The organism is Ruegeria sp. HKCCSP351 (assembly GCF_017872535.1).
In the GTDB taxonomy this organism is placed as follows: Bacteria; Pseudomonadota; Alphaproteobacteria; order Rhodobacterales; family Rhodobacteraceae; genus Ruegeria.
In genome coordinates this window covers 420259-440520 of record NZ_JAEDOV010000002.1, presented here as the reverse complement: position 1 = coordinate 440520, position 20262 = coordinate 420259, and the positions used below count along the sequence as shown (strand labels likewise).

The following is a 20262-nucleotide window of genomic DNA, read 5'->3' as shown; positions in this document are numbered from 1 at the left end:
GGTTAAAATTGTTCATCATTACGAAGGTGGTTCACCCGTCGAAGTCCAAAGGATAGAAGGTGACCCAAGAGCAGCAAACGGAGTACATCAATGGCCATCCCCAAACCTGTTGTCCTGTGCATTCTAGATGGTTGGGGTCTGTCCGAGGACACTAAAGCCAACGCACCCTATCTGGCAAACACGCCGACCTTTGACGCGATCATGTCTAATTGCCCGCATTCGACCCTGATCACCCACGGCCCGGATGTGGGTCTACCAAGCGGGCAGATGGGGAACTCGGAGGTCGGGCACACTAATATCGGTGCAGGGCGTGTGGTCGCCATGGACCTGGGCCAGATCGATCTTTCCATTGAAGACGGGACATTCTTTGAAAACGAAGCGCTGCAGGCTTTCATCACTAGCGTTAAGTCCGCTGGCGGCACTGCGCATCTGATGGGGTTGATCTCGGATGGTGGGGTGCATGGTCATCTGAACCATATCCTAGCCGCAGCCACTGCCATAACGGATGCCGGTGTTCCGGTTGCGCTGCACGCAGTGACGGATGGGCGTGATGTCGCGCCAAGGTCAGCTCTGACTTACATTGCTGAGTTGGAAGAACGCCTGCCCGACAACGCACGCATCGTCACCGTGAGCGGGCGGTACTTTGCCATGGATCGCGACAATCGCTGGGAGCGTGTCAGTGAAGCGTATGCTGCAATGGTCAACGGGCAGGGCCGAACAGCAAGCAGTGCCCATGGCGCGGTTGATCACGCCTATAACCAGTCCGAATCTGACGAGTTTGTCACACCAACCGTATTAACGGGGTATGAAGGTATTAACGATGGCGACGGATTCTTTTGCCTGAACTTCCGTGCCGACCGTGCCCGTGAAATCCTGCGCGCCATCGGCGAACCCGGTTTTTCCGAGTTTGCCACAGGGCTGCGCCCGAAGCTTTCAGCTCTGCTGGGCATGGTCGAGTATTCTGACGGGCATAATGCTTACATGACCACGGTTTTTCCAAAGCGCGCAATTGTAAACACACTGGGCGAATGGGTCGCCAAACAAGGGCTTCGGCAGTTTCGACTGGCGGAAACCGAGAAGTACCCGCATGTTACGTTTTTTTTGAATGGCGGTAAGGAGACGCCCGAACTAGGCGAGGATCGCTTTATGCCGAGCTCGCCGAAAGTGGCGACCTACGATCTACAGCCCGAAATGTCGGCCGCAGAGGTTACGGCGAAATTTATCGAAGCCATCGAAGGCGGGTATGACTTGATTGTTACAAATTATGCCAATCCGGATATGGTTGGCCATACAGGCGATCTGAAAGCTGCGATCAAAGCGTGTGAAGCCGTCGATCAGGGGTTGGCGCAGGTTATTGCAGCTCTTGAAAAGGTCAAGGGGGCGATGATTATCACGGCCGATCACGGTAATTGCGAAGTCATGGTCGATCCTGTGACCGGCGGCCCGCATACGGCCCATACGCTCAATCCTGTTCCCGTAGCGCTGGTTGGCGGGCCAGAAGGCGCGAATTTGCGCCAAGGACGTTTGTCCGATCTCGCCCCGACCCTGCTTGAGCTGATGGGTTTGCCGAAACCGCCGGAAATGACCGGGGAAAGCCTGCTGTCATGAAACCGGCCGCTCTGGCAGTGTATCTGTTTTTGGCCTTACCGGCGCTGGCTCAGCCAGACGCTTCCAAGGCTGCTTTGGACGCAGCGCAGATGCTCGAACAGGCGTCCATCGCGTTATCCGAGGCCGAAACCGCCCGAGACCGGGTCCATGCTCTTACGGAGACGATCCATGCCTATGAGGCCGGGCTAGGCGCGATGCGGGTGGGATTGCGCCAAGCGGCTACCCGCGAGGCGCAACTGAGCGCCGAGTTGCGGGCGCGCGAAAAGGAAATCCGGCGATTGCTTGGTGTTCTGCAAACCATCGAAACGACCGAACCACCTGTCTTGATGTTACATTCGTCCGGCCCGTTGGGGGCGGCCCGTGCAGGTATTATGCTGTCCGAGGTCACCCCTAGCCTGAACGCCAGTGCGCAGGAACTGGCGCAGGACCTGAATGAAGTGCAGACATTGCGTGTCTTGCAGCAGAAGGCCTCGGAAACTTTGACGGAGGGTCTGACGGGCGTTCAGGAGGCCCGTACCCGCCTGAGCGAGGCAATCGCCGACCGCACGGATTTGCCCCGCCGCTTTGTGGAAGACCCGGTGCGTACGGCCATCCTGATCTCGTCGACTGAAACACTGGATGGTTTTGCAAGTGGTCTGTCCGAGATCTCGGAAGGAGAGATCCTCGACAGCAATGCCAGCGTCTTGGACAGGAAAGGCCGGATATCAATGCCGGTACAGGGCATCTTGCTGCACAAGGCCGGTGAAACGGACGCCGCCGGTGTCACGCGCCCCGGCCTGATCGTAGGGACACGCCCGCGCGCTTTGGTCACATCGCCTACCGCTGCGACAATTCGCTATCGCGGGCCGCTGCTGGATCTGGGGAACCTGATAATACTTGAACCTCAATCGGGACTTTTGTTCGTGTTTTCCGGTTTGCAGGAGGTCTATGGCCAGCCCGGTCAGGTGATCCCAGAGGGCACACCAGTTGGTCTGATGCCCGGTGAAATGCCGGGAATCGGCGCAATTTTGTCAACAAGCAGTGATGGCACTGGAACTGACCGCTCAGAAACGCTCTATATAGAGGTAAGAGAAGACAATCGCCCCGTGGACCCGGAATCGTGGTTTCGGACCGACAAGGATGGATAAACGCGTATGAAGAAATTTGTGGTGGCCGGTCTGGCTGGAACTGTGGCAGGTATTCTTGCAACAACTCAGATCGCAGGACCCCTGCTGGCGCAGGAGGCCGAGAACAAGGCAAGCGTCTACGAACAACTGGATTTGTTCGGCGACATTTTTGAACGTATCCGCGCCCAGTATGTCGAAGAGGTTGAGCCCGAAGAACTGATCGAGGCGGCGATTGACGGCATGTTGACATCGCTTGATCCGCATTCAAGTTATCTTTCCCCCGATGATGCCGAACAGATGCGCGTGCAGACCCGGGGCGAGTTTGGTGGGTTGGGTATCGAAGTCACGCAGGAAGAAGGCTTTGTCAAAGTTGTATCACCCATTGACGATACCCCCGCGGACGCAGCCGGAATCGAAGCCGGGGATTTCATTACCCATGTGGACGGTGAAAGCATTCTGGGCCTGACGCTGGACAAAGCTGTTGACCTGATGCGCGGCCCGGTCGGATCCGAAATTATCATCACCGTCGTGCGTGAAGGTGAACCTGATCCGTTCGACGTCACTATTATCCGTGACACAATCAAGTTGACCGCTGTGCGCGCTCGGACCGAAGGCACCAGTGTCGTTCTGCGTGTGACCACGTTCAACGACCAGACCTTCCCGAACCTGCAGGAAGGATTGCAGGAACAGATTGCTGAAGCGGGTGGCATCGACAAGGTCAACGGTTTTGTTCTGGACCTGCGCAACAACCCAGGCGGCCTGTTGACTCAGGCGATCAAAGTGTCGGACGCGTTCCTGAACGAAGGTGAAATTGTCTCCACGCGCGGCCGCGACCCGAATGAGGGTGAGCGGTTCAACGCCACCCCCGGCGATCTGGCTGAAGGCAAGCCAATTGTGGTGCTGATCAATGGCGGCTCGGCCTCGGCATCCGAGATTGTGGCCGGTGCATTGCAGGATCATCGCCGCGCTATCGTTGTGGGCACCAAGAGCTTCGGCAAGGGATCCGTACAGACGGTCATGCCGCTGCGTGGTGACGGCGCCATGCGCTTGACCACATCGCGCTATTACACTCCGTCAGGACGATCAATCCAGGCCCTTGGCGTCAGCCCGGACATCATTGTTGAACAACCTCGCCCTGCACCTGAGGAAGAAGAGGAAGAGAACAACGGGCGTACCCGGTCCGAAGCTGACCTGCGCGGCAGTCTAAACAATGACAGCCTGAGCGAGGATGAAATCCGCCAGATCGAGGAAGATCGCGCAAGGGCCGAAGCAACCGCTGAGCTGCGGAAAGAGGATTATCAACTGGCATACGCCATAGACATCCTCAAAGGCCTGTCAGCGTTCACCCCACACGGGCCGTCCCAATAACCAAACCAATGGGCCGCGTACAACGCGGCCCATTTCTTTCTGTCTCGTAAGATTTTTTTGTCATCCAGCAGCGCAATCCGAATGCGATGCGCAGAGTGCGCATAACCGAATGGATGATCCGATTTCGCAAGCGTTTCAGCCGTCTCCGCGACTTACCCTTCGAAAAGCGCGTTTCAGCATATCCAACTCCGCGCGCAAAAGGTCCACTTCCGCCCTGAGATCATCGGCGGATGGCTCTCCTGCTATTATGGAGAAACTCCCAAGTTTCTCGACACTGCCTGCGTCAACTATGACGAAGCTGTGTACGCCTTCGGACAGGGCTGTGACGGGTACCGGAACATACAGATCCCATCCGTTGTCTGCGGGCGAAAGCTCAACACCCTCCAGAGTTTCCCCGAGATATCTAACTTCCAATCCCGGTTTCTGTTCGGCATCAACATGGCCGTGCCAAATACCGCTTTCGAACCGAATGAAGGTCAGGGATGGTTGTGTCATCTTTGATCGTCTCACAAGTCGGCGCGATGGAAGCGGCAAAACGTAAGGTCTCGTACACTTATACGGTTCATTTCCGGCTTCTCAAAAATAAGATCCAGCCAGATCTTTTCGATCCGACGTTCATTCAGGGGCAGGTGAGCCAGGTCGAACTCAACTGCGCTCACGGTGTCAGAAGGGTCTAGCTGCCGCAAAACCTGCTCCATGTTAGGGCCGTGCTGAACATTGAGGCGTGCAAACACGCCCGACGGTTTTTCGCAGTCAATCAGGGCTTCCAACCTGATCAGATGTTCGCGTGTCAGATCGCGAGCGACCTCACGCGGCAAGTCGATTGATACCGATAGGAACGAGCCCGCGAAACCAAAGATCTCGATCTCCAGGCTGAACGGGGCCAGATCACTTGCCCCCCGGTTGCGGATTTGCCGCACGACGATTTCGGTTAATGGGCAGTCGTGAAACAAGCTGACCTGATCGTCCATGACCGTTTTGCGGGGAGCAGAGGCCATTCCGGATTGCAACAACGGCGCGCGCCACAGGCCGGGCCGCCAGCTCCAGTCGGTGCCGACAGGCCGGTGAAACTGAGTTGATCCTATTTTTGGGCGGAGCAAGCGCGCATCCGCCAGTTGGATCAGGCGATCCAGTTGCCCACGCAGACTGCGTGCCTGATCGCGTTTCAACCGCAACTCGGCTTGCGCCGAACCTGGCGCCTGCCGCACGGCCCGGCGCCAGTGGCCGAGCGTCCTGCAATGAATATAGCGATCCAGAATCCTGCGCATGGCCTCTTCGTCCGATAATGTCCTTCTTTAGTCAAAGAAATGAGTAGGAATAAACCCGCAATCACAAAAACACTACTTTAGGGCTACGTTTTCTGGTTGGTGGCTAAGCGTAAAAAAGATAGGTGCCGGATTTGGAGCCTGACCCCGTCAATTCTTGCAATACGTCGGGTCAATGCTTACCGTCTGTTTCCTGAAAATGGGTTACCCCTGAACAGCCATACTTCAGTTCAGCTATCGATAAGGCCAGGCTATGGAGCCCACATTATTTTCTTTTATTTGGAAGCATTCAAAAAAGCAGCAACTTGTCCTGTTGCTGTTAACGGTCCTGTCCTTCCCGTTTCTATATGCGTCGCTGGAGCTACCTAAGCAAATCATCAACGATGCCATCGGTGCGCCGGGCGACACGGTGACAATCTGGGGCTTCACAGTGTCTCAGGTTCAGTACCTGATGATATTGTGCTTTGCATTTCTGGCTACTGTGATTGCCAGCGGATTGATGAAGATGCGCATCAACACGATGAAAGGCATCTTGTCTGAACGAATGCTGCGCCGTCTGCGCTTTACGTTGATTCAACGCACAATGCGCTTTCCGAAATCCTATTTTGCAACCACCAGCCAAGGAGAGCTGGTCTCGATGATCACATCCGAGGCCGAGCCGATGGGCGGGCTGATGGGGGATGCGATTGCGCAACCGGTGTTTCAGTTCGGTCAGATGATGACAATCGTCACGTTTCTGTTCATGCAAAGCATCTGGTTCGGTTTGGCAAGCATTGCGCTGATCCCCCTTCAGGCCTGGTTGATCCCGAAGTTGCAACGCCAGATCAACTTGCTGAACAAGGACCGTATTCAGGAGGTCAGGCGTCTGAGCTCGGAAATCGGGGAAAGTGCGGCGGGCATCAGCGACCTGCGCACGAATGGCGGCTGGCGCTATCGTCTGGCGCAGTTCAGTCATAGGCTGGGGACCTTGTTCGAGATCCGGTTCAAGATCTACAACAAGAAATTCTTTATGAAATTCCTGAACAATCTGATCACTCAGATGACGCCGTTCCTGTTTTATTCGGTGGGCGGATACCTGGCGATCACGGGCGAGGTGACAGTAGGTGCATTGGTTGCCGCGTTGGGCGCGTACAAGGACCTAAGCGGGCCCTGGAAAGACCTTCTGACCTACTACAACCAGGTACAGGACATGTCCCTGCGGTGGGAGGTGGTCACCGAAAGATTTGCCCCGGACAGCATGATCCCCGAAGAGCTGTTCGTCGGAGAGCCGGAAACCATCCCACATCTGACCGGTGATATCGAATTGCGCAATGTGACCGTTCGCGATGGCGACGGCAAAACCATTCTGGAAGACATTGATCTGACCATCCCGCGGGGCGCGCGTGTGGCGATTCAATCCGCCCATGCGTCGGAACGTAGTGCGTTGGGCCAGTTGCTGACCCGCGAGGTGCTACCTGTTCAGGGGGATGTGGTCATAGCTGGCCACAAGCTGGACGAATTGCACCAATCAGTTATCGCGGCCCGGATCGGGTATGCCTATTCACGCCCCTATCTGTTTGACGGAACTTTGGGCGATAACCTTATGATGCCGTTGCGCACCCACCCGCAACACGAAGCAGATGCCATAAGAACCCCGTCCCGTCGTCAGATCGAGTCTGTTCGGGCGGGTAACCCACCGGATTCGCTGGAAGATGAGTGGATCGATCCGGGACTGGCCGGTCTGGACGATATCGAAGGAATACGTGACTGGTGGTTCCAACTGGTGGAAGCCATGGGGATTGACGAGTTCATGTTCCGGCGCACTCTGCGCACCCAGTTTGATCCAGAGATACACCCGATACTGGCACAGGAAATAGTCAGGTTGAGAGATTCCATCGCCGAACGGCTGAAGGCAAAAGGACTGGACCGGTATGTCTATCGGTTCGATCCCAACCAGTTCAACCCGGCCGTCCCGCTTGGGGGCAACTTGTTGTTCGCGGCACCGTCGCGTGACATATCTCCAGACATTCTGGCCGGAGACGCGCGGTTCGTGCAATTGCTTAGCACCCATGATTTGGCAGATGACGCGATCAGCATATCGAATGCTGTCATGGATACTCTTGGCAAGACATTTGGGCGGGACGGGGCCGACCATCCCCTGTTTCTGCGGCTTGGCATGTCCAAGGACATGTATCATCGGCTGCTCGACATCCAGGACCGGCGCAAAGCCAAAGGGAATGCTGCGCTGAGCGATCAGGAGCGTGCCTTGCTACTGACAGTGCCTTTCCTTCTGACAGCAGAACAGATCGGCCCGGATTTCCCAGAGGAATACAAGGAAAAAATCCTTGCTATCCGCAAGACCCAAGCCGAGCGGTTGCGCGGTGCAATGGACGGTTTGTTCATGTCTGTGGCGCCTGACATCTATGTGCCGCGCCTGACCGTGATGGAAAACGCAATCTACGGCCGGATATCGTTGATGGCGGGTGCCCATGCCGAAGATATCGAAGACATCGTTGCCGAGGCCATGAACGAAGCCGGGCTGCGCCGTCGGGCAGCGGCCATTATCTATGACCTGCCGTCCGGGTTGGGCGGCAACAACCTTCCAACCGTGTTTCAGGAGCGTGCCGCTTTTTCACGCGCAGGCATCAAACGCCCCGACGTTCTGATCCTGGACAAGGCGCTGGCCAGCCACGACTCGGAAAGCCGGTTGCGCACGCGACTGAAACTGAGAGAGCTGCTGCCCGATTCCATCATGATATTCATGGAGGATCATTTTGCGCATCCCGAAGCCTATGACTTGTTTGTGGAAATAAAGGATGGACGGATCGACGGCGTCTCGCGGAGCAGACCAGCGCATGAGGACAGAACTTCGGACGATCTGAGCCGTAAACTCGAGATTCTGTCTGCAACTCAGCTGTTTTCAGGCCTGGATGGCAGAAACCAGAGGCTGCTGGCGTTTTCGGCGCAATGGTACGAAGCCAGCGCCGAACAAGTCATCTTTTCCCGCGGTCAAGCGCCGGATGCGGCCTATTTGTGCATTTCAGGACAAGCCAAACTGGATTGGTCCAATGAGGATGGAACGAAACGCACAATCTCGATCATAGAACCCGGTCGGCTCATCGGAGACCTGTCCATCATTACCGGGGAACCAAGGCAACTGGATCTGGTCGCGACGGAAGATAGCAGTTTCTTGCGCATCGGCGCAGAAGAACTGCGTGCCGTTGTTGAAAGTGACGCTTCGGTCGCTATGCAGTTGCTTCAAACAGTTGCAGGGTATCTGACCACGCTTTCGAACAGAATCAGCGTGGCCCAGAACGCCGAAGACATGTTTCCACCCGTGACGGATGAAACGGCGCAGGAAGGTATTGGTAAGAATGCCTAGCGCGTATTCAGCTCATGCGCGCCTGGTCGAAACAGCCCGCGCCAAACCCGAAATCTGGCGTCTTTTGCTGGGGTTGGCATTGATAGCCGTGTTGGTCAGCGTTTCGAACTTGGTGTTTTTCACCGTGATCGCGGGGTTGGGTCCGGAGGAATGGGCACAGGAACTTTTGCAAGGCAACACACCTATAGCGCTGCTTCTGTTGCTGGCCAGTTTCGGGTTCATCATTCTTGGCGTGGCAGTTGCCGCACGTCAGCTTCAGCACCGATCCTTGCGATCAATTTTCGGCCAGCGCAGTCTGGTTGCGGCCCAATTTCTGAAAGTGCTGAAAGCCCTGCTTATCTTGGGCGCTGTCGGTGTCTTGCTGCCGCCCTATGGCTTGGGGGACTCTCTGTCAAAGAATCTGCCGTTTTCAACTTGGCTTTTGTTGCTTCCGGTCTCGGTATTGGTTGTCCTGATTCAGACCAGCGCCGAAGAAGTTCTGTTTCGGGGGTATATTCAGCAAGCGCTTGCAGCCAGGTTTCAGTCGCCCGTCGTTTGGATGGGGGTTCCGTCTGTTTTGTTTGCGGCTGGCCATTACACGCCGGAACTGGCAGGAGAAAATGCAATTCTGTTTGTGCTGTGGGCATTTGTTTTTGGGATGCTTGCATCCGATCTCACAGCGCGCTCAGGTACATTGGGGCCCGCTATCGCCTTACATTTCTTCAATAACATCATCGCACTATTGTTCGTTTCCCTGCCGGATAATCTGAGCGGGCTGGCGCTTTTCTCGCTTCCGTTCGATGCATCTGACGCTGAACAGCTTCGTCCCTGGCTGGTGGTGGATTTGGCGGTGATGTTCGTATGCTGGCTGGCGGCGCGGCTTGCGCTCAGGCGTTGATTGCATTTCTTTCCGTGGCGTCTTATTTGACGTCAACACCGCACAAGCCAAGGTTCCGACATGAACTGGATCACAAACTACGTCCGCCCCCGGATCAACTCGATCTTCTCTCGCCGCGAAGTGCCCGAAAACCTCTGGCAGAAATGTGACGAGTGCGGAACGATGCTATTTCATCGTGAACTTGCGGAAAATCAGAACGTCTGTACCCAATGTGACCATCACATGGCGATTACCCCACGCGAGCGGTTCAATCACCTGTTCGATGGCGGTATTTTCACTGAGGTCGCAGTGCCAGCGCCAAAAGAAGATCCGTTGCATTTCCGCGACCAGAAGAAATACCCCGAACGTATGCGAGCCGCGCAGAAAAAGACCGGTGAAAAAGAGGCGATGCTGGTTGCCAAAGGCGAAATCGGGCGCACGCCAATCGTTGCAGCAGCGCAAGATTTCTCCTTCATGGGCGGATCAATGGGCATGTATGTGGGCAACGCAATCATCGCGGCCGCTCAAGAAGCGGTTAAGCTAAAGCGCCCACTGATCCTGTTCTCGGCAGCTGGTGGTGCGCGGATGCAGGAAGGCATTCTCAGCCTGATGCAAATGCCGCGCACAACCGTGGCCGTCGAAATGCTGAAAGAAGCAAATCTGCCCTATATCGTTGTGCTGACCCATCCCACCACCGGTGGTGTGACGGCGTCATATGCGATGTTGGGCGATGTCCATATCTCTGAACCGAACGCGTTGATCTGCTTTGCCGGCCCCCGAGTTATCGAGCAAACGATTCGCGAAAAGTTGCCCGACGGCTTCCAGCGGGCCGAGTACCTGCTGGATCACGGGATGCTGGACCGTGTCACCAAACGCACCGAGATGCGCGACGAACTGATCACCATCACCCGGATGCTGATGAACCAACCGCCGGCGATCAAAGGTGATCTGCCAGCACCGACACCGGATGAAACGGCCAAGGTCGCGCAGGCCGAAGAGACCGGAAAAAAATGAACACCAAGACATCTGACGCCGTCCTCGACCGGATGATGGCGCTGCACCCCAAGATCATTGATTTGACCTTGGACCGCGTCTGGCGATTGCTGGCCGCTTTGGACAACCCGCAGCTCAAGCTGCCACCGGTTATCCATATTGCCGGAACCAATGGCAAAGGCTCGACCCAGGCCATGATCCGGGCGGGCTTGGAAGGGGCCGGGCGTTCCGTTCATGCCTACACCTCGCCCCATCTGGCGCGGTTTCACGAACGAATCCGGTTGGCGGGCAATCTGATTTCAGAACCCGACCTGACTGCGGTTCTGGATGAGTGTTACTTGGCAAATGGTGGCGAGAACATCACGTATTTCGAGATCACAACCTGCGCCGCCTTGCTGGCCTTCTCTCGCTGCAAAGCAGATTATACTCTGCTCGAGGTCGGTCTGGGTGGGCGGTTGGACGCGACAAATGTTGTAGATGAACCGGTGGTAACAGTCATTACGCCTGTTTCAATCGATCATGAACAGTATCTGGGCGACACCCTGGGAAAGATTGCTGCCGAAAAGGCGGGCATTATCAAACCCGGTGTGCCATGCATCGTCGGCCCGCAGGAAGATGAGGCGCTTGAGGTGATCGAGTACACAGCCGCCCGGTTGGGCGCACCGCTGCTTGTACATGGCCAGCATTGGCACGTTCATGAAGAAAACGGGCGCTTGATCTATCAGGACGAAACCGGGCTGCGTGATCTGCCGCTCCCCAACCTGCTGGGTGCACATCAGTTCCAGAATGCCGGTGCCGCCTTGGCGGTTCTGCGTCATCTTTCAATGGGTGACACTGCCTACGAGGCTGCCGTGTCCAATGCCGATTGGCCCGCGCGTATGCAACGTCTCAAAACCGGCCCGCTGACCGAGCAAGCCCCCCAGGTCGAAATGTGGCTGGATGGAGGCCATAACGCGGCCGCAGGTACCGCGCTTGCCGATGTGCTGGCAAAGATGCCGCAACGCCCTACCCACATAATCTGCGGTATGCTTAACACGAAAGACGTGACTGGGTATCTCGCGCCACTGTCCAGACAGGTTGCAAGCCTGACCGCCGTCTCCATACCGGGCGAGGCGGCCACGCTCAGCGCCGAAGAAACCGCCGCCGCTGCCACCAAAGTTGGCTTGCCTTCTTCGGTCGCTGCAAGCGTTTCGGATGCGTTGAAGGCAATCACGGACAAAGACCCGCAGGCGCGTGTCCTGATCTGCGGCTCCCTTTATCTTGCCGGAAACATCCTGCGCGAAAACGGTTAAGCTTCATCTTTTCGCAAATACTCCGGGGGAGGCGCGCGCAGCGCGACGGGGGCAGAGCCCCTACTTCCCCCAGTTCTGGTCCTGCATTTCCCGCAGGCGCGACGCAGTACGCTCAAACTCGAAGGTGCCTTCTCCTTCAACATACAACATCTCGGGCTCTGCCGCAGCCGAGCAGATCAACCGAACTTTTGCCTCGTAGAGCGCATCAATCAGGATGACAAAGCGCTTGGCTTCATTGAAGTTATTTCTCGACAGACGGGGGATATCCTCAAGCACCAAAACTTTAATTGCTTCTGCGATAGCCAGATAGTCTGCCGGTCCCAGCATCCGGCCGCACAAGTCATAAAACGAAGCCCGTGCAACCCCGTTGCGAAATGCGGGCAATTCGACAGCGCGGCCTTTGACCTGCAATATCAACGGATCGGCAGGCCCTCCTGCAAGATCTTTCCAGACATCCCGAATTTTCTGCCGCGCCTCAGGCCCGATGGGCGTAAAATAGACCGGGGCACCCTCTAGTCTGTTCTGACGGTAATCCGTGGGCGATACTAGTTCCCATACCTGCAACTGGTCTTTGATATGGGCAATAAAAGGCAGGAACAATTGCCGGTTCAACCCATCCTTATACAGCTCGTCCGGATGCCTGTTCGACGTGGTCACAACGACAACACCACCTTCGTGCAGCAGGTCAAACAAGCGGCCGACGATCATCGCATCCGTAATGTCAGTGATCTGCATCTCGTCGAAGGCCAGCAGGCGGACGGATTTTACCACTTCTTTCGCCACAGGTGCCAGAGCATCTTCTACATTCTCTTTTCGGGCCTTGTGCATTCTGGCATGGATTTCCTGCATGAAGGCATGAAAGTGAACGCGCCGTGCGGGGATTTCACCCAGCGTGTCGACGAACATATCCATCAGCATCGATTTACCGCGTCCGACGCCACCCCACAGGTACAGGCCTTTGGGTGGCGGTGGAGCCTTGCGGAAAAACCCTCGTTTTACCGGCTCGGCCAGTGCCGCTCGGATGCGCTCAAACTGGGGCAAAACGGCCTCTTGAGCGTCGTCGCGCGTCAGAGTTCCATCCGAGACGCGGGCTTCGTAATGCGAAATCAGATCCGTCATGACCCAGAGCCTTACCCGTGACCCAGCCCGTTGAAAAGAAGACATTTCCCTGACGCATCAAATTTGCTTATCCGTGACCGCAAATCTGTTGAATTGACGCGACTCGTAAATGCAGTACGGTCCGTCGGACCAAACTACCCGAGGTCGCAATGCAGCAACCCACCCGCATGTTGAACCCGATCCTGATCGTTGGATGCATCATCATCACGGTCAGCTTTGCCGTGCGCGCATCTTTCGGCGTGTTTCAGATTCCGATCGCCAGCGAATTTGGCTGGCTGCGCACGGATTTCTCATTGGCGATTGCAATCCAGAATCTGGCTTGGGGCATCGGCCAACCGATCTTTGCAGCTATCGCTGAGAAAGTAGGAGACCGAAAGGCCATTATCCTTGGCGCTTTGACCTACGCTGCCGGTATGGTGCTTTCAGCCTGGTCCGTCACACCTCTTGAACACCAAGTCTATGCGTGGCTGGTGGGGTTTGGCATTGCCGGAACCGGGTTCGGCGTAGTTTTGGCTGTGGTTGGTCGCGCGTCTTCTGATGAAAATCGGTCCATGTCGCTGGCCGTCGTTACAGCTGCGGGCAGTTTCGGACAGGTTCTGGGCGCTCCGACAGCTGAGTGGTTGTTGTCATTCTTGCCCTGGCAACAGGTCTTCGTCGTGTTTGCCGCTGCGATTCTTGCACTAGTATTGACCCTGCCTTTCATGCGGGCGCCTCAGCCAGCTTCAAAGGCAGAGTTGCAAGAAAGCATGGGAGAAATTCTGGGAAAGGCGTTCCGAGATCCTTCTTACGCTTTGATATTTATTGGGTTTTTCAGCTGCGGATACCAGCTTGGATTTATCACCGCTCATTTTCCGGCTTTCGTAACCGAAATGTGCGGACCGATCCAAGTCGGCAGCGCGCTGCATTCCATCGGCATCACATCCACGTCCGCACTTGGCGCGGTATCGATTTCACTGATTGGTTTGGCCAATATCGCCGGGACCCTTGTGGCAGGTTGGGCGGGTAATCATTTTCCCAAGAAATATTTGCTGGCCTCGGTTTATGCCGGTCGAACGCTTGCTGCGGCGTTGTTCATCATTTTCCCGATAACGCCGCTGTCCGTCATTACATTCTCGCTGGTGATGGGGTCGCTTTGGTTGGCCACCGTTCCGCTCACGTCGGGTCTTGTCGCGCACCTCTATGGTTTGCGTTACATGGGAACACTCTATGGCATAATCTTCTTCAGCCATCAGGTTGGCAGCTTCCTGGGCGTCTGGCTGGGTGGGCGCATGTATGACCAGTATGGTGACTATGCCCTGGTCTGGTGGATCGGTGTGGCAATAGGGGCTTTCAGCGCCATCGTTCATCTACCGATCCGAGAGAACCGTCTGGCAGTCCCCGCCTGAAATAACGTTTCGCGCTCGACCAACGTGTGCGTGCCAGCGGTAATGCCGCGTGGGGTGTTAATCTAGCCAGCTCGGTCCGGAAACAATCCGGCAAGGCCTTCGGCCGAGGCGGCACAAACGCCACGCTCGGTGATAAGCCCCGTCACCAACCGGTTGGGTGTGACATCAAAGGCAGGATTGCCACCCTCCGTACCGTTCGGGGTGACGCGAACATCGGCGATATCCCCTTGGCCGTCCACGCCCATGACATGGGTCACTTCTTTCGTATCGCGTTCCTCGATCGGTATTTCCGACACTCCATCCCGAACCGTCCAGTCAATCGTAGGCGAGGGCAGGGCAACATAAAACGGAACCCCGTTGTCCCGCGCCGCCAAGGCCTTCAGGTAGGTGCCGATTTTATTGCAGACGTCGCCTTGTGCCGTGGTCCGGTCTGTACCGGTGATGACGGCGTCAACCAAACCATGTTGCATCAGGTGACCGCCTGCATTGTCCACGATGTAACGATGGGGAATGCCGTGTTCACCAAGCTCCCAGGATGTCAGCGCCCCCTGATTTCGTGGCCGGGTCTCATCCACCCAGACATGAAGCGGAATGCCCGCGTCATGCGCGTGATACATCGGGCTTGTCGCCGTTCCCCAATCCACCGTTGCCAGCCAACCGGCATTGCAATGCGTCAATAGCCGCACCGGTTCACCTGCGGGCTTTCTGGCTGCAATTTCTTTGATCAGTTGCAGACCATGGCGACCTATCGAGGCGTTGATCTCAACATCTTCGTCAGCAACCTCCTGTGCCATTGCCCAGGCCCGTTCGGCACGGTCACTTGGGGCAAGTGGCATCAGCGCGCCACGGCATCTGTCCAAGGCCCATCGCAGGTTGATTGCCGTTGGCCGGGTCGCGTGCAATAGGTCATATGCGGCATCGAACGAAGCGTCAGAGCTGTCGCGGGACATCTGTTCGGCAATTCCAAACGCGGCTGTTGCACCAATCAGTGGCGCACCCCTGACCCACATATCACGGATCGCTGTCGCAAATTCATCCAGCGTTTTCAGGGTAACCACCCGAAAGTCATGGGGCAGCCATCGCTGGTCGATAATCCGAACCTCACCTGCCGATTTGTCCCACCAAATCGACCGGTAATAAGCACCCTGTACTTTCATAATTCGGTCTCCGTTTGCGAATAGCCTGATCAGAAGTCTTTCGCAGCCTGCGTTCTTTCTGCGGGCTTGTAAACGGGCGTTTCTGGTTGCAGGCTCGCATTTTAACTTGCCGATGATTGCACTTATCCTCGGGTCGCCGCGCGAAGTTCCCGCTCTAAGGCGTCCAGAAACCTTGAACGATCGGCTTTGTTGAATGGTCGGCCGCCGCCTCCGGCCCCAAGCGGATTGGCGGCCCGAAGGTCAGCCATCAGATCACGCATTGCCAATTGCTGGCCTATGTTGGCTGCCGTAAAGGCCTCGCCGTTCGGGCGCAAAACTCGGGCACCCGCTTCGACGCATTTCGCAGCCAGAGGGATATCGGAGGTAACAACTACATCCCCTGCGCCGCAGCGTTCTGCTATCCATTTGTCGGCTTCGTCAGCGCCTTCCGAGACCACGACGACCTGAACCAACGGGTTTGCTGACGGTCGAAGACCGCCATTCGACACCAGTGCCATAGGCACCTTGTGTCGCGTTGCAACTCGTTCGGCCTCGGCCTTTACAGGGCAGGCATCGCCATCGACATAGAGCGTTGTCACGCCTTTTTGGCCTCTTTTTTCTCTGGTTCAGCAGGTTTTTTCCGCACCTTGAATTCGTCCGGGATCGGCATCCGGTTGAAAGCATCCAGCCCGGCGATCTTGTAAGCCTCGGCCAGAGTTGGATAGTTGAACGTATTCTGAACGAAGTAATCGACAGTGCCCTTCAGGTTAAGTACCGCCTGAGCGATGTGGATCAGTTCAGTCGCACCTTCGCCCACAATCTGCACGCCCAAGACACGGCGGGTTTTAAGCGAAAACAGCATCTTCAGCATGCCGTGTTCCAGCCCCATGATATGCCCGCGCGAGGTTTCGCGGAATCGGGCCACGCCGACCTCATACGGAATGCCACGTTCCTGAAGTTCTTCCTCGGACATGCCGCAGGTGGAAATTTCGGGAACCGAGTAGATGCCATATGGGTACCATGGGCTTTCCGGCAGTGTAGGTGTCTCGAGCGCATGGCAGGCAGCCACACGCCCTTGCTGCAATGAAGTCGAGGCCAGCGAAGGGTGACCGATCACATCCCCGGTCGCGTAGACATGCGGAACCGCGGTCTGATATGTCTTGCGGTCTACCTTGATCCGATTGCGGTGATCGGTTTCCAGTCCAACTGAGTCCAGATTGAGTTTCGATGTTGCGCCCATGCGCCCGGCTGCAAACAGCAGCATTTCGGCCCGCACGTGACGCCCGTTTTCTAGGGTCACTTCGACGTGCTCGCCCGCATCTTCAATCTTTTCGACAGCCGATCCCAACCTCAGATCAACACCGTTTTCGCGGACTTGATGGGTGAAATCATGGATCAAGCGGCTATCGATGAAGTCCAGAAACGTATCCCGCGGCTCGATCAGCGTCACCCGAACGTCCAGCGCCGAAAACATCGTGGCGTATTCGACCCCAATGACCCCGGCACCGATAACAACCAGTGAACGCGGGATTTCCGCCATTTCCAGAAACTCGTCGCCATCGACCACGGTCTTGCCGTTAAACGGAACATAATCGGGGCGGTAGGTCTTGGTTCCTGTCGCAATCAAAAACTTGGCGGCCGTTACACGTGTGGTCTCTCCGGCATCGGTGGCGACTTCCACTTCATGTGGCCCGACGAACTTGGCTAAACCGTCCAGAGTATCGACGTGGTTCCGGTTGAACTGATGTTCCAACACATCGACCTCGTGATCGAGGGTCATGTGCAGGCGGGCTTTCAGATCTTCGGCGCGGATCTGGTCCTTAACCCGATAGGAACGGCCATAAAAACTGCGCTCGCGCCAACCGGACAAATTCAGAACTGTTTCGCGCAATGTCTTGGATGGGATAGTGCCCGTGTGAACGGACACCCCACCAAAACGGTCTTTACGGTCGATCACCAGAACCCGTCGCTTGAGCTTGCCAGCCTGAATGGCTGCAGAACGCCCCGAAGGCCCGGACCCGATGATGACCAGATCATAATCGTATTTGCTCATACCTCAGTCTCCGTACAGCGCTTCGGCGTGGAAAACGATGTGATCTTCCATGAAGGTAGATACAAAGAAATATGAATGGTCGTACCCCGGCTGGAGGCGGATGGTTGCTTGCTGGCGACGCTCAGCGATGGCTTGGGCAAGCGCTTCGGGGCGCAGCAGGTCCATGAACTGATCATTGGTGCCCGTATCGATCAGGATGGGGCCGTCGAAACCGGTTTCTTTCATTAACAGGGAAGCATCGTGTTTGGCCCAAAGAGATTCATCATCCCCCAGATACGCGCCCAGCTGTTTGCGCCCCCAGTCAGCGCCCGTCGGGTTCGCGATGGGTGCGAAGGCCGAAACCGAGCGGTACCGTCCCGGAAGGTTCATGGCCAACGTCAATGCACCATGCCCGCCCATGGAATGACCCGTGATGGCCTGACGTTCGCTATCGATGGCAAAGTTTTCGAACAGCAGGGCGGGCAATTCGTCGGCAATGTAATCCCACATCCGAAAATGCGGTACCCAGGGCTCCTGCGCGGCGTTCACGTAGAACCCAGCGCCTTGACCCAAATCGTAGTCGTCGTGATCCGCAACACCTTCACCGCGTGGCGAAGTGTCGGGAAACACCACTGCAATTCCCTGTTCCGCAGCCCACGCCTGTGTGCCAGCTTTTGTCATCGCGTTTTCATGGGTGCAGGTCAGACCAGACAGATACCACAAGATCGGAACCGGGCCATCTTTCGCCTCGGCCGGAAGAAAAAGGCCAAACGTCATGTCGCATTGGCATGCCGACGAGGCGTGGCGATACACACCTTGCACTCCGCCAAAACAAGCATTTTCCGAAAGGGTTTCCATCAGGCATCGTCCTTATTCTAGAGTCGCAACATGGCTAACGATCCACGGACCCGGCGTAAAGTCCGAGTGCCTTTGGAGTGAGTATTTTTGAAAAGGTGAAGGTCAGGGGGTACCTAGTGCCGCAATAATAAGTGGTATGGTGACAATGCTGACGAGCGTCGACAACAAAATAGCAGCCGAGGCACGCTGTGGGGCAATGCCGTAATGCGCGGCCAGCATATAGACATTTCCTGCTACGGGCAGAGCGGACGCCGCAATTGCAACGCTTGCCGGGAATGTTTCGATCGGGATCAGCCAGATTAGGGCGATTGCTACGAAAAGCGGATGGAGCACTAGTTTGCAGAAACTCAACCAGCCAGCGATTTGAATTCTTTCCGCGGATTTGCTTGCCAAGGAAGCACCGATGGCAAAAAGTGCTCCGGGGGTTGCGGCACCACCCAGAATGTCAAGAAAGCTGTTCAACGGATCGGGAACCGGGATTTGCAGGGATGACCAGACGAGCCCGGCAGAGATCGAGACAATCATCGGGTTCTTGAGCAGACCCATTCCAATCAGTTTGAATGTGGCTGGGGTCAGCCTTCCGTCGCGCCCACCGTTGATCAGGATCACGATCAGAGACGAGAATACCACCAGATCTACGGTCAGGACCAGCATGACCGGGCCAATAGCGGCTTCGGTGAACAGCAGCGCGAGCATTGGCAGGCCAAGAAAGCCAACGTTCCCAATAGCAGCGCATTGTGCCTCAACCGCCGAAGTAGGCACGTCAAGGCCGCGTATCCACGCTATGCAAGTTGCTATGCCATAAACAGCAGCGGTGCCTATGAGATAACCGAAGATCAGTCTTGCGTTGAAAATCTCGGCAAAGGGCAGGGTCGCTGCAAATCGAAACAACATTGCCGACAGCGCGAAGAAGAAGACGAACTTGGTTAGATATGCGGTTGCTTCAGCTGTAAAGAACCGTGTGCGCCCAGCCCAAAAGCCAAGGCCGATGATTGCAAAAAAGGGAAGTGTACGCAAAAAGATATCGGCCATGGGCCAAGTCCTAGCACGGTTTGAAGCCGTCGCAAGAGCCCTGGGCCACAATTAGAACATTGGCAGATATCAGTGGAATACGAGAATCCTTGTACCTGAACCGAACGGTTTATAAACTGTATCAGGTATCGCTTGAGGAGATGACATGACCCAGACCGCCACCATCCTGCGCACAGGCCGAAAGTTCGATCAGGTTTTGCGCGGGGCCCGAGAGGTTTTCATGGCGGATGGATTTGAGGGCGCAAGCGTGGATGATATTGCCCGCGCGGCTGGGGTGTCAAAAGCAACCTTGTACAGCTATTTCCCGGACAAGCGTCTTTTGTTCATGGAAGTTGCGCAAACAGAATGCTGCCTGATGGCTGAACGGGTCGTGGCGATGATCGACGAGACCAAACCCGCCCGCGAAGTACTGATGATCGCGGCGACGCAGCTGACGGCGTTTCTGGTTTCAGATTTCGCGCAGCAAGTATTCCGGATTTGTGTTGCCGAACGGGACCGGTTTCCGGAACTCGGCCGCGCATTTTACGAGGCGGGGCCACAAAACGGCCAGCGTCAAATGGCGGAATATCTTGAAAAGGCCGTGGCCAAAGGTGAGTTGGCGGTTGAAGATGTTCATATCGCGGCCGAGCAGTTTTCCGAGCTTTGCAAGGTAAGGATCTGGACCCGCGCGGCCTTTGGAATTCAGAATTCGTTCAGCAAAGAAGAAATCGCTGAAGTAGCGACACAAGCCGTTGATATGTTTCTTGCCCGTTATGGGGTCTGATCCGATTAAGAAATGGCCCATGTCCGGATCAGGGACACAGACCATTGCTCACACACCAGAACACTCGATGCAGTTCAGCTTACAGCGA

Annotated in this window: 17 protein-coding genes; 9 read left to right on the top strand and 8 right to left on the bottom strand. The window is 56.1% G+C overall.

What is annotated here, in order from left to right; genetic code table 11:
- Positions 1-90 precede the first annotated feature (90 nt).
- From gpmI to I9182_RS06155, 3 genes are read left to right on the top strand one after another with little or no spacing between them, the layout of a single operon-like run.
- Positions 91-1608, top strand: coding sequence for a 2,3-bisphosphoglycerate-independent phosphoglycerate mutase (gpmI, locus tag I9182_RS06165; RefSeq protein WP_209597269.1), 1518 nt, complete (start codon positions 91-93; stop codon positions 1606-1608).
- Positions 1605-2735, top strand: a complete 1131-nt coding sequence (locus I9182_RS06160; protein ID WP_209597267.1) for a peptidase M23 — start codon at positions 1605-1607, stop codon at positions 2733-2735. The genes gpmI and I9182_RS06160 overlap by 4 nt, the downstream gene beginning before the upstream one ends.
- Before the next feature lie 6 nt (positions 2736-2741).
- Positions 2742-4082 carry a S41 family peptidase gene (locus I9182_RS06155; RefSeq protein ID WP_209597265.1) on the top strand — a complete coding sequence of 447 codons (1341 nt, stop codon included), beginning with the start codon at positions 2742-2744 and terminating at the stop codon, positions 4080-4082.
- 135 nt (positions 4083-4217) lie between these two features.
- Here I9182_RS06155 and I9182_RS06150 read toward each other — a convergent pair whose 3' ends face one another.
- Both I9182_RS06150 and I9182_RS06145 read right to left on the bottom strand, forming a co-directional pair.
- Complete coding sequence (locus I9182_RS06150) at positions 4218-4577, bottom strand: hypothetical protein (RefSeq protein WP_209597263.1); 360 nt, start codon at positions 4575-4577, stop codon at positions 4218-4220.
- An 11-nt stretch (positions 4578-4588) separates the two neighbouring features.
- On the bottom strand, positions 4589-5350 hold the full coding sequence (locus tag I9182_RS06145) for a DUF6478 family protein (protein WP_209597261.1): 762 nt from the start codon (positions 5348-5350) through the stop codon (positions 4589-4591).
- Positions 5351-5600: 250 nt separating this feature from the next.
- Between I9182_RS06145 and I9182_RS06140 the strand changes: the two genes are divergently transcribed.
- From I9182_RS06140 to I9182_RS06125, 4 genes are read left to right on the top strand one after another with little or no spacing between them, the layout of a single operon-like run.
- Complete coding sequence (locus I9182_RS06140; RefSeq protein WP_209597259.1) at positions 5601-8708, top strand: ABC transporter transmembrane domain-containing protein; 3108 nt, start codon at positions 5601-5603, stop codon at positions 8706-8708.
- Entirely contained in the window at positions 8701-9585 is an 885-nt protein-coding gene (locus I9182_RS06135) for a type II CAAX endopeptidase family protein (RefSeq protein ID WP_209597257.1), read from the top strand. The genes I9182_RS06140 and I9182_RS06135 overlap by 8 nt, the downstream gene beginning before the upstream one ends.
- 60 nt (positions 9586-9645) lie before the next feature.
- Entirely contained in the window at positions 9646-10578 is a 933-nt protein-coding gene (gene accD, locus I9182_RS06130; RefSeq protein ID WP_209597255.1) for an acetyl-CoA carboxylase, carboxyltransferase subunit beta, read from the top strand.
- Positions 10575-11849: a folylpolyglutamate synthase/dihydrofolate synthase family protein gene (locus tag I9182_RS06125; protein WP_209597253.1), complete on the top strand. Its 1275-nt coding sequence runs from the start codon at positions 10575-10577 to the stop codon at positions 11847-11849. The genes accD and I9182_RS06125 overlap by 4 nt, the downstream gene beginning before the upstream one ends.
- Before the next feature lie 60 nt (positions 11850-11909).
- Here the strand turns inward: I9182_RS06125 and zapE are convergent, their stop codons facing one another.
- Positions 11910-12968, bottom strand: a complete 1059-nt coding sequence (zapE, locus tag I9182_RS06120; RefSeq protein ID WP_209507118.1) for a cell division protein ZapE — start codon at positions 12966-12968, stop codon at positions 11910-11912.
- Positions 12969-13117: 149 nt separating this feature from the next.
- Between zapE and I9182_RS06115 the strand changes: the two genes are divergently transcribed.
- Complete coding sequence (locus I9182_RS06115; RefSeq protein ID WP_209597251.1) at positions 13118-14353, top strand: MFS transporter; 1236 nt, start codon at positions 13118-13120, stop codon at positions 14351-14353.
- Between the two features lie 62 nt (positions 14354-14415).
- Here the strand turns inward: I9182_RS06115 and mtnA are convergent, their stop codons facing one another.
- From mtnA to I9182_RS06090, 5 genes are all read right to left on the bottom strand, one after another.
- Complete coding sequence (mtnA, locus tag I9182_RS06110) at positions 14416-15510, bottom strand: S-methyl-5-thioribose-1-phosphate isomerase (RefSeq protein ID WP_209597249.1); 1095 nt, start codon at positions 15508-15510, stop codon at positions 14416-14418.
- Positions 15511-15632: 122 nt separating this feature from the next.
- Positions 15633-16088 carry a YaiI/YqxD family protein gene (locus tag I9182_RS06105; RefSeq protein ID WP_209597247.1) on the bottom strand — a complete coding sequence of 152 codons (456 nt, stop codon included), beginning with the start codon at positions 16086-16088 and terminating at the stop codon, positions 15633-15635.
- On the bottom strand, positions 16085-17542 hold the full coding sequence (sthA, locus tag I9182_RS06100) for a Si-specific NAD(P)(+) transhydrogenase (protein ID WP_209597245.1): 1458 nt from the start codon (positions 17540-17542) through the stop codon (positions 16085-16087). The genes I9182_RS06105 and sthA overlap by 4 nt, the downstream gene beginning before the upstream one ends.
- A 3-nt stretch (positions 17543-17545) precedes the next feature.
- Positions 17546-18379, bottom strand: coding sequence for an S-formylglutathione hydrolase (gene fghA / locus I9182_RS06095; protein ID WP_209597243.1), 834 nt, complete (start codon positions 18377-18379; stop codon positions 17546-17548).
- A 102-nt stretch (positions 18380-18481) separates the two neighbouring features.
- Positions 18482-19411 carry an AEC family transporter gene (locus I9182_RS06090; RefSeq protein WP_209597241.1) on the bottom strand — a complete coding sequence of 310 codons (930 nt, stop codon included), beginning with the start codon at positions 19409-19411 and terminating at the stop codon, positions 18482-18484.
- A gap of 145 nt (positions 19412-19556) precedes the next feature.
- On the opposite strand from I9182_RS06090, the gene I9182_RS06085 reads away from it, so the two are divergent.
- Positions 19557-20174 carry a TetR/AcrR family transcriptional regulator gene (locus tag I9182_RS06085; protein WP_209507111.1) on the top strand — a complete coding sequence of 206 codons (618 nt, stop codon included), beginning with the start codon at positions 19557-19559 and terminating at the stop codon, positions 20172-20174.
- Positions 20175-20262: the final 88 nt, after the last annotated feature.